This window comes from Hyphomicrobium sp. DMF-1 (assembly GCF_027886585.1).
In the GTDB taxonomy this organism is placed as follows: Bacteria; Pseudomonadota; Alphaproteobacteria; order Rhizobiales; family Hyphomicrobiaceae; genus Hyphomicrobium_C; species Hyphomicrobium_C zavarzinii.
In genome coordinates, this window is sequence record NZ_CP115706.1 from 649672 (window position 1) to 665299 (window position 15628).

Here is a 15628-nt window from a genome sequence, read left to right on the forward strand (position 1 = left end):
GGCGGCCCAGTCATGCGGTTTTGGTCATTCGCCGCGACCGGCTGAGCGGGGGTGTCCGAAACGCCGGATTCGCATGGCGGCCGTCAGGTTCGGGGGCAATTTGGAACCGGTTGGGGCGATGCCTTGAGTTTTCCACCACTCATTATGTGAACTCGACGAGGTCAGGTTATTGATTTTTCTAGCCTTCGAGCAATTCCTGGGGACCGGGTCCGCCCTACGCTTGCCGCTCAAACCCGACTCGTAAAGAGTGCGAATCAATAGGGAAAAGTATGCGCGCAGCGGGGGTTGCTAAACATGAAGGTGGAGTCCACCGGGGCTGTTCTCAGTACGGTATTTGTCGATTACGACAACATCTACCTGTCGCTGAAAAGAAAGAACGAAGAGGCCGCGAAGCGGTTCGCGAAGGACGCGGCGCTGTGGCTGCGTGAGATCGAGAGCGGCCGGCTGATCACGCCGACTAACGGCTCGAACTTCGTGGCGCCGCGGCGCATCGTGATGAGCCGGTGCTACGGCAACCCGGTTCCGCGCCGCAATGCGAACGACAACTCGACGGACATGAACTCGTTTCCGTTCGTGCGTCACCACTTTCTGCGCGCGGGCTTCGAGGTGGTCGACTGCCCGCCGCTGACGGCCCAGCTCAAGAACTCCGCCGACATCCGGATGGTGATGGACGTGCGCGACGTGCTCAATCACGAGACGCGCTTCGACGAGTTTATCCTGCTCTCGGGAGACGCGGACTTCACGCCGGTTCTGCACCGGCTTCGCGCGCATGCGCGCCGCACCGTGGTGTTCGCGAACGATCATACGGCACAGCCCTATACGGCCATCAGCGATGGCGAGGTGCGCGAGGCTGATCTGATCTCGCTGCTGCTCGAAGGGCGCATCGAGGCCGAGGTGAAGACGGGCGGCGAGTTGCGTGCGCCGAGCACCGCCGAGCTCGAAGGGATGCGCAAGTCCATCGTCGCCGAAGTCGTGGGAACTGTGCGCTCCGCAGCGCAGCCGGTTCCGCTCGAGGCATTGGCGGATCGCGCCGTGCGCACGCTGGGGCACGACAAGACCGTGGGATCCTCTTGGGGAGGTGCGGGAAGCTTCCGCGATCTCCTCAGCAAGGCGCTGCCCAAGGACATCAAGCTCACTGACCAGCCTCCCTATTTCGCCTACGAGCCCACGCGGCAGATCTCGCGCGAGATCGAGACGCGTCCTGAGCCGCCGGTTGCACGCGAGCGCGCACCCGAGCTGCCGGAGGCCCGTTTCGAGCCGCGCTTCGAAGCGCCCCAGAGCCGCCGCGCGGAGAGCCGTCCCGAGACCCAGAAGGACGCGCGTTTCGATGCGCCGCGTGCCGAGCGCCCGATCGCCGAACGCGATCCGCGTGGTGCCGAGCCTCGCGTGGATGCGCGCTACGAGGAGGCGCGTTATGCGCTTCCGCGCGAAACGCGGACCGAGCTTGGCGAGCCGATGCGGGAGATGCCGCGGGCTCCGCAGCCGTCGTTTGACCGGCGTGACGAGCCCCTGCCTGCGCGGCAGGAGCGCGCTCCTCAGGCGCGCGAAGCGCAGCCGTCGCAAGCCTACGGTTCGCAGCCGTTCTTCGCCCCGCCGCCGGATCGTACGCAGCTTGGTGCCCCGGCTCCGCGTGCGCCGATGCCTGAAGCTCCGACTCCACAGCAGGCGACTGGCGCCTTCGCTGCGCGTCCGCCCCACCAGGCTCCGGCTCCCGCTGCTCCGCAGCCGGAAGCTTATGCCGCGCCGCGCGCACCGGTGCCGCCGCAGCAGCCGTCGGCCCGTAGTGTCGATCAGGCCTCGCAGATCCAGCAGTCGATCGCGCGGATTCACGAAGCCTGCCAGGCGCCGCCGCTGTCGCCGCCCGAATATCGTGTGCTGTTCGAGGTGATGGCGGAGGAGATCACGGCCAACAATCTCTCCGGCCAGCAGACGCTTATCAACATCGTGCAGCGCGCACGCGAGATGGGTCTCGAGGTGCGCCGCGACGACGTCCGCTTCGTGCTGGAAGTTGTGAGCGAGGCCGATCCCTGGTTCGAGCAGGGGGCTTCCGCCAACCTGTTCGCCAGCCGGTTCCGCAATTTCGTGGTGGCACGCTGCCGCTCGCAGGGGCTCAACCTCTCGGCCGACGAGATCGATCTCATCGATGCCTGGTTTGGAGGCGCGCCGCCGTCGCAGCGCGCGGCTGCACCGGCTCAGCAGGCGCCGGCTCGTCCGTCGGCACCGCAGGGTTATGGTGTGCCACCGCCCCAGCAGCAGGTGGCCGATCGCTGGCCGGCGCCGGAGAGCCGCGGGTTGCCGAGTGCGCCGCAGCCTTCGCAGGCGTTCGGGGCCGAGCCCGAGGATGAGTTCCCGCGCATCGTTCGCTCGCGTCTGCGCGGGTAAAGACGCGCTCTCACGCAGAAAAAAAGCCGGCGGTCTCCACGAGGGCCGCCGGTTTTCTTTTTGGATATGCGTGATCCCGGACGTTCCTTCGGTGAGAGCCTGTTTCCAGCCGAGCCCTGGGCCGCAGCTTTGTCCTCGCCTCTTCTTCTGCGTGTCTGGACCCCGACCTTCGTCGGGGTGACGAGTAAGAGAGCAGACCGCCCAAATAAGTACGTCATCCCGGCGGAGGCCGGGATCCAGACACGCGTCCGTTAAACACGGAAAAGAAAAAGGCCGCGGAGGGTGCTCCGCGGCCTTTCCTAATTTCGGATCTTCGAGGCGAGATCAGACGGCGATGTAGTGGCCGCCGTTCACGTCGAGGCAGGCGCCAGTGATGAAGCCGGCTTCGTCAGCGGCAAGGAAGGCCACGGCGCGAGCGATCTCCTCGACGGTGCCGAGGCGGCCGACGGGGATCTGCGGCAGGATCTTGCTTTCGAGAACTTCCTTCGGCACAGCGGCGACCATCTCGGTGTTGATGTAGCCGGGTGCGATGGTGTTGACGGTGATGCCCTTGGCAGCGCCCTCGAAGGCAAGGGCCTTGGTGAAGCCGTGCATGCCGGCCTTGGCGGCCGAGTAGTTGGTCTGGCCCATCTGGCCCTTGCGGCCGTTGATCGACGAAATGTTGATGATGCGGCCGAAGCTGCGGGCGCGCATGCTGTCGATCACGAGGCGGCTCATGTTGAAGACGGAGTCGAGGTCGACGCTGATGACCTCGCGCCACTGTTCGGGCGTCATCTTGTGGAGCATGGCGTCGCGGGTGATGCCAGCGTTGTTCACCAGCACGTCGATGGGGCCGAGGGCCTTGGTGATCTCTGCCACGCCCTTGGCGCAGGCGTCGTAGTCACCGACGTTCCACTTGTAGACGGGGATGCCGGTCTCGACCTGGAACTGCTGCGCGGCGGCGTCGTTGCCAGCGTAGTTCGCGGCGACGCGATAGCCCTTGTTCTTGAGTGCGATCGAGATGGCGTGGCCAATGCCACGCGTGCCACCGGTAACGACTGCGACGCGGGTCATGAGTGGAGATCTCCCTAGAGCAAATTTCTGTTTGATTGCGGTGCCGGTGAGTAGCCCTCCCGCCAACGCAGCGGGAAGTCACCAAAATGAAGCAGCACGTGCGGAGAATGGTCGCGGTGGATAGGGCGTTTCCTCCCCCCTTGGGTAGGGGGAGGATCGCTTTCCTTAGTCGCGCTCGACGCAGAGGGCGACGCCCATGCCGCCGCCGATGCACAGCGTGGCGAGGCCCTTCTTCGCGTCGCGGCGCTGCATTTCGTAGAGCAGCGTCACGAGGATGCGTGCGCCCGAGGCACCGATCGGATGGCCGATGGCGATGGCGCCACCGTTGACGTTCACCTTGTCGGTATCCCAGCCGAGGCCCTTGTTGACGCTGATCGCCTGCGCGGCGAACGCCTCATTGGCCTCGATGAGATCGAGATCCTGGACAGTCCAGCCCGCCTTCTCCAGCGCCTTCTTGGAGGCGGGTATGGGGCCGGTGCCCATGATCGACGGATCGACGCCCGCGTGTGCCCAGGACACGATGCGCGCGAGCGGCTTCACGCCACGCTTCTTGGCTTCCTCGGCGGTCATGAGAACCACGGCGGCAGCGCCGTCGTTGATGCCGGAGGCGTTGGCTGCCGTCACGGAGCCTTCCTTCGGATCGAAGGCGGGGCGCAGCTTGGCGATGCTATCGAGCGTCACGCCGTCCTTGATGTACTCGTCGGTGTCGACGACGACGTCGCCCTTCTTGCCCTTGATGGTGACCGGTGCGATCTCGTCCTTGAACTTGCCGGCCTTGCGCGCAGCCTCGGCCTTGTTCTGCGAGGCAACGGCGAAGGCATCCTGCTCGGCGCGGCTGATCTGCCATTGGCGGGCGACGTTCTCGGCCGTCGTGCCCATGTGGTAATTGTTGAACGCGTCCCAGAGGCCGTCCTTGATCATGGTGTCGACGAACTTCACGTCGCCCATCTTGGTGCCGTCGCGCATGTGAGCCGCGTGCTTGGACTGGCTCATGCTTTCCTGGCCGCCAGCGACGACGATCGAGGCCGAGCCGGTCTGGATCTGCTGGAGGCCGAGGGCTACGGCGCGCAGGCCGGAGCCGCAGATCTGGTTCATGCCCCAGGCCGGGGTGTCGACGGGAATGCCTGCCGCGAGAGAGGCCTGGCGAGCCGGGTTCTGTCCGTGTCCGGCCGTCAGGATCTGGCCGAGAATGACCTCGGAAACGTCACCAGGGGCGGTTTTGGCACGCTCGAGGGCGGCGGTGATGGCAACCTTTCCGAGCTCGTGAGCCGGAAGGCTCGCCAGGGTGCCGTTGAACGAGCCGACGGGCGTTCTGGCTGCACCGGCAATGACGATAGTGGTGTTATCCGCACTCATGAGTGCTTCCTCCTCGGGGGGAAATCTGGGGCGTTTCTTGGCCTTTGGGTGGGGGAGCCGTCTTTGACATGCATCAAGACCAACGGCCCCTATGTGCACGATAGCAGTAGCGTGTCGCTGCTCGCAATTAGGTCTTTATGTCGGGACTTTGCTTGGCAGGTATGCAGTTAGGTATGGAAGCCCGTCTCCGGACTGTGCTACGATGACGCACTGCGAAGAGGTGAAAGTTGATGGCACAGCCGATGCTTAACAAATCCGACGTAAGCCCAGAGAAAAAAGAGGCGGTCGTCATCAAGAAGTATGCGAACCGGCGCCTCTACAATACCGAGACCAGCACCTACGTGACGCTGGACGACTTGGCGCAGATGGTTCGCAACGACAAGGATTTCGTGGTTTACGACGCGAAGTCCGGCGACGATCTCACGCACGCCGTGCTCACCCAGATCATCGTGGAGCAAGAGAGCCGGCAGGGCGGGCAGACGCTTCTGCCCATTCCGTTCCTTCGCCAGCTCATTCGTTTCTACGACGACAACATCGGCAGCATGGTGCCGAGCTATCTCCAGTTCAGCCTCGAGAACCTCGTGAAGGAGCAGGAGAAGTTCCGGTCGATGTTCGCCAATGCGTTCGCCAATCCGGCGGCTGCATTCGAGGCCTATCAGGACCAGGCGCGCAAGAACATGGCAATGTTCGAGCAGGCCATGAACATGTGGACCTCGTTCGGCGGCGCGGCCAACTTCCAGGCGAAGCGGGATGAGGCGGGCGAGGACCAAGCCCAGGCCGCCGGCGGTGCGGATGCGCCCAAGGGCGAGATCGACGAGCTCAAGGCGCAGCTCAGCGCCATGCAGCAGCGCATCGAGCGGCTTGCGAAGGGGAACGAGTAAGCCTCGTTTCGGCCAAGACCCAAATCGGCCATGTATTTTGTCTTGGGCAAGGTCTTCAGCTCTTCACATCTGAAGAGCGTTGACGTGGTCTGTCGCGCCTAAAGCAAGCCTCGCCGCTTCATCTCGTCGACAGTGATCGGCGAGCCGTGCAGGAATCCCTGCAGGTAGGTGATGCCGACAGAGCGGAGGAAGATCGCCGTCTCCTCGTCGCTCACCCATTCGGCCACGGTCTCAAGTCCGAATGCCTGCGCGATCTCGATCATCGTCTTCACCAGCACGCGCGCCTGATGGTCGTTCGGCAGATTGCTCATGAACATGCCGTCGATCTTCAGCATGTCGACATGCAGGGACTTTAGGTGGCGGAAGGACGTGTAGCCGGCTCCGAAATCGTCGATGGCGACCTTGCAGCCGGACGCGCGCAGCAGGTCCACGAAGGAGGCGATCTCGTCGAGATCATGGATCATGGCCGTCTCGGTGATCTCGACGGTGAGGCGCTCGGTCAATCCCGGATGCCTGGCGGAGGCCGCTTCGAGTGTTGCGAGCCAATCCTTGTCGCCCGCGGTGAGGCTCGAAATGTTCAGTGACAGCTTGAGTGCGGGATGGGCGGCGAGCAGATCCAGCGCGAGTTCGAGGGCGCGCCTGTCGAGCGGACGGGCGAGGCCCAGCGTCTCGGCTTCCTCGATGAAATCCGCAGCTGCGAGGAGTGTACCGTCGGGCTGCTTCAAGCGAAGCAGGGCCTCGTAGAACGCGGGCTGGCTGCTCGCCGCATGCACGACGGGCTGCAATGCAAGCAGCAGGCGATTTTCTTCGAGTGCGGCAATCACGGAGCCGGTGATGGACTGCGCGCGGTTCTGAGCGCGCGCGATGGCGGCTTCGGGACAGTGCGCGACGAACGTCCCGGGGTGCTGCTTGGCGTTTTCGAGCGCGGCCAGTGCGTTAGTGATGGCATCTCCGACCGTTGGCGCTTGTCCTGGGAGCGTGACAGCGCCGATGGAGATGGCTGCCGCCAGGGGACCTACGGACGTCTGGAACGTCGCGCGTCCGATCTCGCCGATCATGCGGCCTGCTCTTTCCGCGAGCGCGGCCTCAGGGCAATCGTCGACGATGACGGCGAAGGTGTTGGAGGCGTAGCGCGCGATGCTGTCCTGCTCTCCGAGGCTCGCCTTCAGGAGGCGGCCGGCCGCCGCGATGATCTCGTCACCGATGTCGAGGCCGAACCGTGTGTTGAGCGCTTCCAATCCGGTGATGGATACCAGAAGAAGCGCGCATGATCGCCCGGTACGCTCCGCGCGCCGCATCACGGCGCCGAGCGCTTCGAAGAGCCGGGTGCGCTGGAGCTCTCCTGCGCTTTCGTCGTCGTGCAGGGAGACGATCAGGCGCTGATCCTCGATGTAGCGCTCGTCGATCAGTCTCAGGATGCCGCGGGCGCGTGCTGGCTGGTCGCCGGATGCCGGCCACCAGCGCCCGGTATCTTCGAGCCAGACGGAGTTTCCCGGGTGCCTTCCATCGGGCACGAACTTGAACTGCACGCGATAAGCCACGCCGTGCGTGTCGTCGGCTGCGGCGCGGGCATCGACGATGGCGGACAGACGCGATGCGCGGTGATCGGGCGCGACGAGTGCGTCGAAGCGCTGGCCGGTCGAGATGCTTGCGAGCGTGCCGACGCCGAGAACCTCAACGGCGTTCGGCTGCCATTCCAGCCGGTCGTTGGCGATGTCCCATGCGTAGGCTGTCTCGAAAAGCTCGCCCGCTCTGCGCGTGGATTGCGGAACAATTGGGTTTGGATCGCTCACGAGGAGTATCCGTAAACGGCGCGAGGCATCAAATCACGATGTTGCTTGCTCATCGAGATGAAGCTTGTGCTGTGGGGGACGGTCGTCAGTTGATGTAAATCAGCAGGCGAACGGTAACGCCATATCGCCGATCCCACAATGGATTGCGTGCGCGGAGATCGGCAGGATCTCCGCGCACGCTCAGCTTGCTCGATTTGAATTTGAGATCAGTCGTTTGTGCCGAAGCCGATGTCGCGCTTCGCGACACGGATGCCGATGGTGAAGCCGGCGATGACGTCGATTACGAGCGCGACCAACAGCAGGAAGAAGACGGATGTCGCGGCCTGCGGGACGACGATGAACTCGATCAGGGCGGCGACGAACACCACCATGGACAGGCCGTGATCGACCAGCGACGAGGTGGAGGTGTACGTGGCCTTCAGGATCTCGATGAAGAGAACGATCAGGGTGATGATGAGGATCAGGTCACCCCAGGTGAAGAACCAGCGGGCGCCGCTGATCATCGGAATGCTGAACAGCTCGGAGGCGAGCAGGGCGCGGGCCGCTGCTGCGCCGTCGGTCGCGACTTCAGGCGCGGGAGAACCGGAAAACAGAACGATGAGATTGTAGATGATGAAGGGGATGATCGTTAGCGGAATAGCTCGCAGCGACATGGTTCTCTCCTGATAGCCTCAAAGCAGGCTGGTGGCCCATCCTCTGAAAGATTTCGAGGGACCTCAAGAGAAACGACGGCGCCCGAGGCGGATACACCGCTACCCCCGCCAGAACCGCTCAGGTTTCTAACCCGCGGGAGCGATCCCGGTTCTTATCTTAGCCGTGCCAGCTAACTGGAAAGCCTTTTCCGCTTCCGGCCTTGCGCCGGAGCGGGCTTCCGCCTGCAAGCACTTTCGTTGGCAAGAGTTCCAGTGCGACCGTCGATCCCGTGGCCGGGTTCGGGTGCCCCAGTCTGCTTGTCGCGATCTTCCACGACCTCTGCGACAATCCAATGTCCGGCCTCGACAAAAATTGAGGCCGTAGGCTGGGCGGAGTGGTACGGGGCGGTTACGTTCCGTCAGGACGCCGGCCCCGTCTCCAGGTCGGCTTAGACGTCAGCCTTCGGCGGGAGGATCTGGCGGCCGCGATACTTGCCGGTCTTGAGGTCGATGTGGTGGGGACGGCGGCGCTCGCCGCTCTCCTTGTCCTCGACGTAGGCGGGCGCGGTCAGCGCGTCGTGGGACTGGCGCTGCCCCTTCTTCATCGGGGAGGTCTTTTTCCTAGGAACGGCCATTGGTTAACTCCGGTAATCTCGGCGCCTCGAAGGGCAAATTCGGTTTGATCAGAGGCGACGGTGCCGCCAAAAGAAACCGCGACGTCCAACCGGATGATCGGGCGCCGCAGGCTCCAAAATCAAAGATTGCGGCCTTATACCCACAATCCCAGGCGTGCGCCAGAGCCTTTTCCGCGCGGCGAAAGGACGAGCTTGGGGCCCGATCAGTTGCCAAAATTTAGGGTCGGCGTCCAGTCGTCGACCTTTTTCTTCCGCGGCGTCGTGCGCAAGGGCGCTTTGCGGATGGTTGCCGGTTTGGCTGCGGGTGCCGATGCGGGAGGGGCTGCTGCGACAACGCAAGAGGCCACCGCGCCGTAGGCCTTCACGCGGGCCTGGATGACGCGGGCTTTGCGGGAGGTCTGCGGACCGGGAGAACCGGCCACCCGCACCACCGGATTGGGAAGCACCGCGGCCAGGAGGGCGGCCTCCCGCTCGTTCAGGCGGGCGGCGGATTTGTTGAAGTGGTGGTGGGCGGCTGCTTCCGCACCGAAGACCCCAGGCCCCCATTCGGCGATGTTGAGATACACCTCGAGGACGCGCTGCTTCGGCCAGAGCAGCTCCATGATCAGCGTGAGCGGGATCTCGATCACCTTGCGCACGTAGCTTTTCGCGTTCCAGAGGAACAGGTTCTTGGTCACCTGCATGGAAATGGTGCTGGCGCCGCGCGGCGTGCCGCCTGCCGCCCGCTCGATGGCTTCCTTCATGGCGACGGTGTCGATGCCGCTGTGCTCGCAGAAGCGTCCATCCTCCGAGACGATCACGGCGCGGACCAGTGCGGGTGAGATGGAATTGAACGGCACCCACGTGCGGTCGATCGAGTTACCGCGGAGCGCTTGGGTGAGCATCAGCATGGAGCCGGGCGGATCCACGAAGCGGAACAGCACGATCAGCACCAGCACGAGCGCCAGGTAGCCCGCCACAGCATAGGCCGCATAGCGCGCGAAGGTGAAAAGGCGGGTTTTCCAGGTCGGCTTGACGACGGGTGGCGCAAAATCGTCCCGCGGTTCGATGACCGGCGGGACCGGGCGCGGGATGCGGAGCGATGGGTCGAGCCTGCGCCCCAGCGTGATGAGATGGGTGCCCTCGCCAGGGCCGGTGTCAGATGGGCGGAACAGTCCTTCGGCCGCGGCGGTGAAGGAGGCGGACGTGTCGTCGGTGGCGGCTGGCGTGGTGCTCGCGGTTGCCGATTGTGCGGGTTCGGAGACTGGTTCCGGCTCCGGAGTTTCGGGGAGGATTTGGGGCAGCTCGGCAGCGGGGGCGGCCGGAGCGGTGGGCGCTTCAGCGGTGGGTGCTTCAGCCCCCTGGGGAGGAGCAGGCGCCGGTGCCGGATCCGCCAGGGCTTCCGCGATGGCCGAGTGCCAGGATGCGGTAAGTTCCGGCGCGGGCGCGTTCGTGAACGCCTCGGATGCCGATCGCGGGGCTTGTTCGGGTGAAAGCGGCTCGGGAGAGAGCAGCTGGATGTCCGAGGCGGGTTCCGCTTCCGCATTTCTGTTCAGGGCGGACGGCTGATCGGCCGTCACCTGGGCCGGCTCATGCGTTGGCGCAGGGGACGGGCGGCTCGGCGCTTCGGTCGTGGGGTCGGTTTCCTCGCCGAGGTCTGGGCCTCGCGCGGCAGGGCCGCCTTCCGAGCGCGGACCCTCGGGCAGAGGGAGTGGCTCGCCACGTGCCTCGAACTCGTATGAGGTGTCCTTATCCGCCACGGATGCTATATCCCGCGCCAACCATCGTTTCCCTCAGCCAAATCGGGGCGCTTTCGCGTGTCGCCGTAACGTACCGGCACTCTCGGCCTTTGACTGCTCGTGCTTCACGTCCGAAAAACGGTTCGCTTCCGGCTTGGCGAAGTGCCATGCAAAACATGGACCTGCTGACGTCGGCGAGACCAATTTTCTCCCCCATTCCGGCTGGCGATCCCGCCTGGTCCCGGACTGTAACGTTTTCAGCCCGTTGTTCGGTCGTGCGTCGTTTCGGATAACCGCTTCACACTGTTCCGCAAGGCCTTTAGGTACTTCGTCTATGACCTTCTCGCAAAGGCTCGATCAGATCGCAGGGCTAACGGAAGCCCGTCTCGGTACGCTCGTCGGGACAAAAATTAAGCATCCTGAACGGGATGATCCTATTCCTCCCCGGCTTCTCGGCGCGCTTCGCCATGCGACGCTCGGAGGCGGGAAAAGGTTCCGGCCATTTCTTGTCATCGAGAGTGCGGCTCTTTTCGGGCTTTCGGAACGCCAGGCTTTGGATACCGCGGTCGCGCTCGAATGCGTGCATTGCTACTCGCTCGTTCACGACGATCTTCCGGCCATGGACAACGACGCCACGCGGCGCGGGATGCCCAGCGTGTGGAAGGCGTTCGACGAGTGGACGGCGATCCTGGCGGGGGATGCGCTTCTTACGGTTGCGTTCGAGATTCTAAGCACGCCCGAGGTGCATGAAAGCCCCGAGGTGCGGCTGGCGCTCATCTCGGCTTTGGCCAAGGCGGCGGGCGCGGCCGGAATGGTCGGCGGGCAGGCGCTCGACCTCGAGGCCGAGCGGCTTCCCTCGCGGGAGGCGCCGACGCTGTCGGGCATTTTGCACCTTCAGAGCCTAAAGACGGGGGCGTTGATCCGCTTTGCCTGTGAGGCGGGCGCGATCCTCGGCGGAGGTGGGCCGGATAAGCGCGCCGCCTTGCATCGCTACGGCACCGAGCTCGGCCTTGCCTTCCAGATCGCGGACGATCTTCTGGATGTGGAAGGCGATGCGTTGACCGTCGGCAAGGCGGTGAGCAAGGACGCGGCGGCCGGGAAGGCGACCCTCGTCTCGCTCATGGGCATCGCGCGTGCCCGCGCCGAGCTCAAGCGCGCGGAGCAGGCGGCGATCGATGCGCTGGCTCCATTTGGGGCGAAAGCCGAGACGCTGATCGAAGCGGCTCGGTTCGTGGCCGAGCGCAATCGGTAGTGTTCGCTAGATTTGGGTCCCGGCAGATTTGTGCTGATCTTCGAGGTCACTGGATCCCGGCCTGCGCCGGGATGACGGTACTGGGGGATGTGTTGGCGCATCCGTTGCTGGCCTCTCAATGCAGGTGATGATCTTTGGGGTGTCCGCACCTGCGCCGGGATGACGTTGCTATGGAGGCACCGGCCAGCACCTACGTAAAGTTAGACCGGCGTCATGGCGGAGCGGTGCTGTGCATGGAAGACACTTGGACCTCTGCCGGGATGACGTTTTTTGTAGAATCCGACTGCCCAATCTCAACGTCACCCCGGCGCAGGCCGGGGGCCAGACGCGCTGCTGCATAGGGACGTTCTTACTCTGCCCGAACCGGAGCATTTCCGACGACGTGGATGCTGGTTCATCGCAAGAAAATGCGACCAATCCAGAATCCAGTGCGGACTCAGCGCTGGCGGAACTCGTTGGTGGAGCGGGCCTTGACGATGGTGTTGGCGGGGACGGAGCTCGTGAGCGTGGTGCCCGAGGCGATGATGCAGCGATCACCGATGGTCAGATACGGCTCGATGCCGACGTGCATTCCGAAGCGGATGTAGCTGCCGATGGTGACGCGCCCGCAGGCCGTGCAGCCGGGGCCGAAGGCGTTGTGGTCGCCCACCTTGCTGTGGTGCTCGATCACGTTGTGGCTGGCGAAGAAGTTGTTGTTTCCAATCTCGGCGCTATGGGCGAGGAAGCCGTTGGACATGATGGCGTTGCCCACGCCCATCTTGACGTCGGTGCGGATCGAGACCGAGGGATCGATGACGTTGGTCATGCGGATGCCTTCCGAGACGAGGCTGTTGAACAGCTCCGCGCGGTCGTCGATGTCGTCGGTGAAGAGGATGATGGCGCCGTCGAAGCGGCCTTCCGCCCAAAGTTCCGGGATCGCCGTGCGGTCTCCCAGTACCGGCACACCGTGGACGGTTTGGCCGTGCGTCTTGGGGTTGGTGTCTATGATGCCGGCGGGTTTCTGGTGAGATGTGCGCAGGATCGCTTCAACCGCGATGGCGCCGGCTCCACTCGCGCCGCCGATCAGCAGCACGCGCTCGAAGTGCTGGCCGACGCCGAGATAGGCGCGTGGCGCCGCGGTCTGTCGCTGGACCGGGCATACGGCGGCGGGTTTCACAGGAGCCGCGGCAGGCGCCTCGGCCGGTGAGCCGGATTGAGCTGCGAGCACGTCGGCTTCTGTGAGCGTCGCGCCGGGTTTGGCTTTCGCCAGCGCCTCGATGTCGATGCCGAGACGGCGGGCGACGATGAAGGCTTTCTTGGTCCAGCGCTTCTCGGCCTCTTTAGCGGGTGAGCCGTCCGCGCCCAGGAGGTGATCATGGGCGTCCGCAAGGTTGGCCTTGATGACGGCGATGGGCGCGCCGACCTGCTGGCTCGCGCCCGCAGCCGCGATGGGAACCAGGAAGCCGTCAGCTTCCGCCTCGATCTCGACGGCGCTCTTGGTGGTCTCGATCTCGCAGACGAGCTGGCCCTTCTTGACCGCCGCGCCCTCGTCCACGAGCCAGCGCACCAGCATTGCGCTATCCTCGTTGGCGTTCACGCCCGGCATGCGCATCACATGGATCATGCTTGTGCTCCCGATAAACGCGGCGGTTCCACGTTCCACACGGGTGACCTTGGCGTCGTTCTGAGACGTGTCTGGGCACCGGCCTTCGCCGGTGTGACGGAGATGGGGGACGAGCCGCCTGCCAAATGCTCCCCGTCATCCCGGCGCAGGCCGGGATCCAGATGCTTCAGCCGCAGTGTGCCGGACCTCACGCGAGCTCCTCGTAGACGGCGGCCTCGATGTCGTCGGCACTGATCAGCGTGCCGGCTTCGCCGTCCTTCGATGTCGGGATGATTTGCGGTTTGGAGGCCAAGCGGCGCACGGGGCGATCCAGCTTGCCGAACAGCGTTTCGTGCAGGCGGGCTGCAACCTCCGCACCCCAATCGAATCCAGCCACGCCTTCCTCGACGACGAGCGCGCGCCGCGCGCGGGCCACTTCCTGTGCGATGGGTGCGATGTCGAGCGGCGAGATGACGGCGGGCAGCACGACGGAGACGTTGATCTCCTCCTCCGCCAGCCGCTCCGCGACCTCCAGCATGAGCGGGGCGACGCCGCCGTAGCCGATCAGAACAGCATCCGGCTCGCCCGTCTCGAAGTTGCGGACGATGCGCGTCGCGTAGGAGCCGGTGGGAGCGGGCGCCACGTTCAGCAGCTCGCTTCCGGTGAAAAGCGGCAGCGGGTAGAGGCTCTTGTATTCGATGAACAGCACCGGCTGCGTCTCGCTGGCGATGGCCGCGCCGAGCAGGTCGCCCGCGGCGTGGACGTGCGACGGCGAGATCACCTTCAAGCCGGGGATGCCGAAGAAGTGCTTCTCGATGCTCTGGCTGTGGGTGGGGCCATAGCCGCGCCGGCCGCCCATGGGCGTGCGGATCACCATCGGCACGGGAACCTCCGTGCCGTACATGGCGCCGAACTTCACGGCATGATTGAGGATCTGATCGAAGGTGAGGGTCAGGAAGTCGCCGAACATGATCTCGACGACGGGCTTCAGGCCGCGCAGCGCCATGCCGCTCGCGAGGCCGGTGATGGCGCCTTCGGAGATCGGCGTGGTGTGCACGCGATCGGGGAAGCGCGTCGAGAGCCCTGCCGAGACTTTGAAGGCGCCGCCGTAGGGATCGAGGACATCCTCGCCCGCGAAGTGAACGGCCTCGTCGGCTGCCATGGCGGCGTGGAGACCGCGGTTCAGGCTTTGCAGGTAGGTGGACGGCGTTGTGTCAGGTGTCATGCGAGCGCTTCGATGATGTCGCGGACATGGGTGGCGACGGCCTGATCCACGGCGTCGCAGAATTCGAGCGGCAGCTTCGCGCGGGCTCGCACAATGGGCTCGCGCGTCCAAGCGTCGGCGATCTCTGTCTTGTCGCGGATATCGTCGCCCTTCGAGTGGGGAGCGAGACGATACGTTGAGCAGTAGAGTACGCCCGGGCCTGCGCCGGAGCGGATGTGGTCGGAGAGCGTTTCGGCGGCTTCGTGCACGGCTTCGGCGTCGTTGCCGTCCACCTCCATCACGCGGATGCCGAAGGGCTTGGCGCGATCGGCCAGCGTGCCGGATTGCTCGAGTGCTTTCGGCGTGCTTTGCGCGTAGCCGTTGTCTTCGACGACCAGCATGTACGGCAGCTTCCAGAGCGCGGCCATGTTGAAGGCTTCGTAGAAGGCGCCTTCGGCCAGCGCGCCGTCGCCCGCGAACTGCACGACGATGGCGCCCGAGCGCTTGGTCTTCTCGCCCATGGCCATGCCGACACTAACGGGGGCCATGCCGCCCAGGATGCCGTTCGAATAGAAATTCTTCTTGTGCAGATGCTGGCTGCCGCCCACGCCTTTGCAGACGCCATCGGGGCGGCCCATGATCTCGGCAATGAGGCCCTTGGCGTCGCCGCAATAGGCCAGGTAGTGGCCGTGGCCGCGATGGTTCGAGCAGATGACGTCGCGGTCGAGGTCGAGGGCGGCGACGACGCCGGCGGCGATCGCTTCCTGGCCGATGCCCGTGTGCACCGTTCCGCGCAGCTTCCCTTTGCCGAAGAGATCGAGAAGGCTGGTCTCGACGGCGCGGATCAGCGCCATCGTCTCGTACATGGCTCTCAGCGAGCCACGTGGGGTCAGGGCTTTCTGCATGCCGCTGCGCGCTTTGTTTCTCGTGCTTCCAGCCGAAAAGCCGCATCACACTTTTTCGGAAGCACTTGGGTCCGTCGGTACAACTCGAGGGTACGCAGGAACTCTCATGCAGGGGTAAGCGCGCAAGCTTTCGGGGAGCTTACGTTGGGTGTATCGGATGCCTTCCGAGGGAAAGTTTGCCGGTCTCGGTGCTGAAACTTTGACGCGGCTGGACCCCGATCTTCATCGGGGTGAC

Annotated in this window: 12 protein-coding genes; 3 read left to right on the forward strand and 9 right to left on the reverse strand. The window is 64.6% G+C overall.

Features of this window, described 5'->3' with window-relative positions; translation table 11 throughout:
• The first annotated feature begins 294 nt into the window (after window positions 1–294).
• Entirely contained in the window at window positions 295–2382 is a 2088-nt protein-coding gene (locus PE058_RS02925) for an NYN domain-containing protein (RefSeq protein ID WP_271029791.1), read from the forward strand.
• Window positions 2383–2706: 324 nt separating this feature from the next.
• Here PE058_RS02925 and phbB read toward each other — a convergent pair whose 3' ends face one another.
• Both phbB and PE058_RS02935 read right to left on the reverse strand, forming a co-directional pair.
• Entirely contained in the window at window positions 2707–3435 is a 729-nt protein-coding gene (gene phbB / locus PE058_RS02930; RefSeq protein WP_020083973.1) for an acetoacetyl-CoA reductase, read from the reverse strand.
• 165 nt (window positions 3436–3600) lie between these two features.
• Complete coding sequence (locus PE058_RS02935) at window positions 3601–4791, reverse strand: acetyl-CoA C-acetyltransferase (protein ID WP_020083974.1); 1191 nt, start codon at window positions 4789–4791, stop codon at window positions 3601–3603.
• A gap of 230 nt (window positions 4792–5021) precedes the next feature.
• On the opposite strand from PE058_RS02935, the gene phaR reads away from it, so the two are divergent.
• Window positions 5022–5672 carry a polyhydroxyalkanoate synthesis repressor PhaR gene (phaR, locus tag PE058_RS02940; protein ID WP_020083975.1) on the forward strand — a complete coding sequence of 217 codons (651 nt, stop codon included), beginning with the start codon at window positions 5022–5024 and terminating at the stop codon, window positions 5670–5672.
• Window positions 5673–5770: 98 nt separating this feature from the next.
• Here phaR and PE058_RS02945 read toward each other — a convergent pair whose 3' ends face one another.
• The 4 genes from PE058_RS02945 to mtgA form a co-directional block, all read right to left on the reverse strand.
• A complete protein-coding gene (locus PE058_RS02945) occupies window positions 5771–7465 on the reverse strand; it encodes a bifunctional diguanylate cyclase/phosphodiesterase (RefSeq protein WP_271029792.1) in 1695 nt (564 codons plus the stop codon).
• A 206-nt stretch (window positions 7466–7671) separates the two neighbouring features.
• A complete protein-coding gene (locus tag PE058_RS02950) occupies window positions 7672–8118 on the reverse strand; it encodes a hypothetical protein (protein WP_020083977.1) in 447 nt (148 codons plus the stop codon).
• A 428-nt stretch (window positions 8119–8546) separates the two neighbouring features.
• Complete coding sequence (gene rpmF / locus PE058_RS02955) at window positions 8547–8732, reverse strand: 50S ribosomal protein L32 (RefSeq protein WP_026867731.1); 186 nt, start codon at window positions 8730–8732, stop codon at window positions 8547–8549.
• 203 nt (window positions 8733–8935) lie between these two features.
• Window positions 8936–10471, reverse strand: a complete 1536-nt coding sequence (gene mtgA / locus PE058_RS02960; protein WP_271029793.1) for a monofunctional biosynthetic peptidoglycan transglycosylase — start codon at window positions 10469–10471, stop codon at window positions 8936–8938.
• Between the two features lie 313 nt (window positions 10472–10784).
• On the opposite strand from mtgA, the gene PE058_RS02965 reads away from it, so the two are divergent.
• Window positions 10785–11702 carry a polyprenyl synthetase family protein gene (locus PE058_RS02965; RefSeq protein WP_271029794.1) on the forward strand — a complete coding sequence of 306 codons (918 nt, stop codon included), beginning with the start codon at window positions 10785–10787 and terminating at the stop codon, window positions 11700–11702.
• Between the two features lie 436 nt (window positions 11703–12138).
• Here PE058_RS02965 and PE058_RS02970 read toward each other — a convergent pair whose 3' ends face one another.
• The 3 genes from PE058_RS02970 to PE058_RS02980 form a co-directional block, all read right to left on the reverse strand.
• Window positions 12139–13305: a biotin/lipoyl-containing protein gene (locus PE058_RS02970; RefSeq protein WP_271029795.1), complete on the reverse strand. Its 1167-nt coding sequence runs from the start codon at window positions 13303–13305 to the stop codon at window positions 12139–12141.
• Between the two features lie 187 nt (window positions 13306–13492).
• Entirely contained in the window at window positions 13493–14509 is a 1017-nt protein-coding gene (locus PE058_RS02975; protein ID WP_271029796.1) for an alpha-ketoacid dehydrogenase subunit beta, read from the reverse strand.
• Window positions 14506–15393, reverse strand: coding sequence for a thiamine pyrophosphate-dependent dehydrogenase E1 component subunit alpha (locus tag PE058_RS02980; protein WP_156827155.1), 888 nt, complete (start codon window positions 15391–15393; stop codon window positions 14506–14508). Before PE058_RS02980 ends, PE058_RS02975 begins: the two co-directional genes overlap by 4 nt.
• Window positions 15394–15628 lie beyond the last annotated feature (235 nt).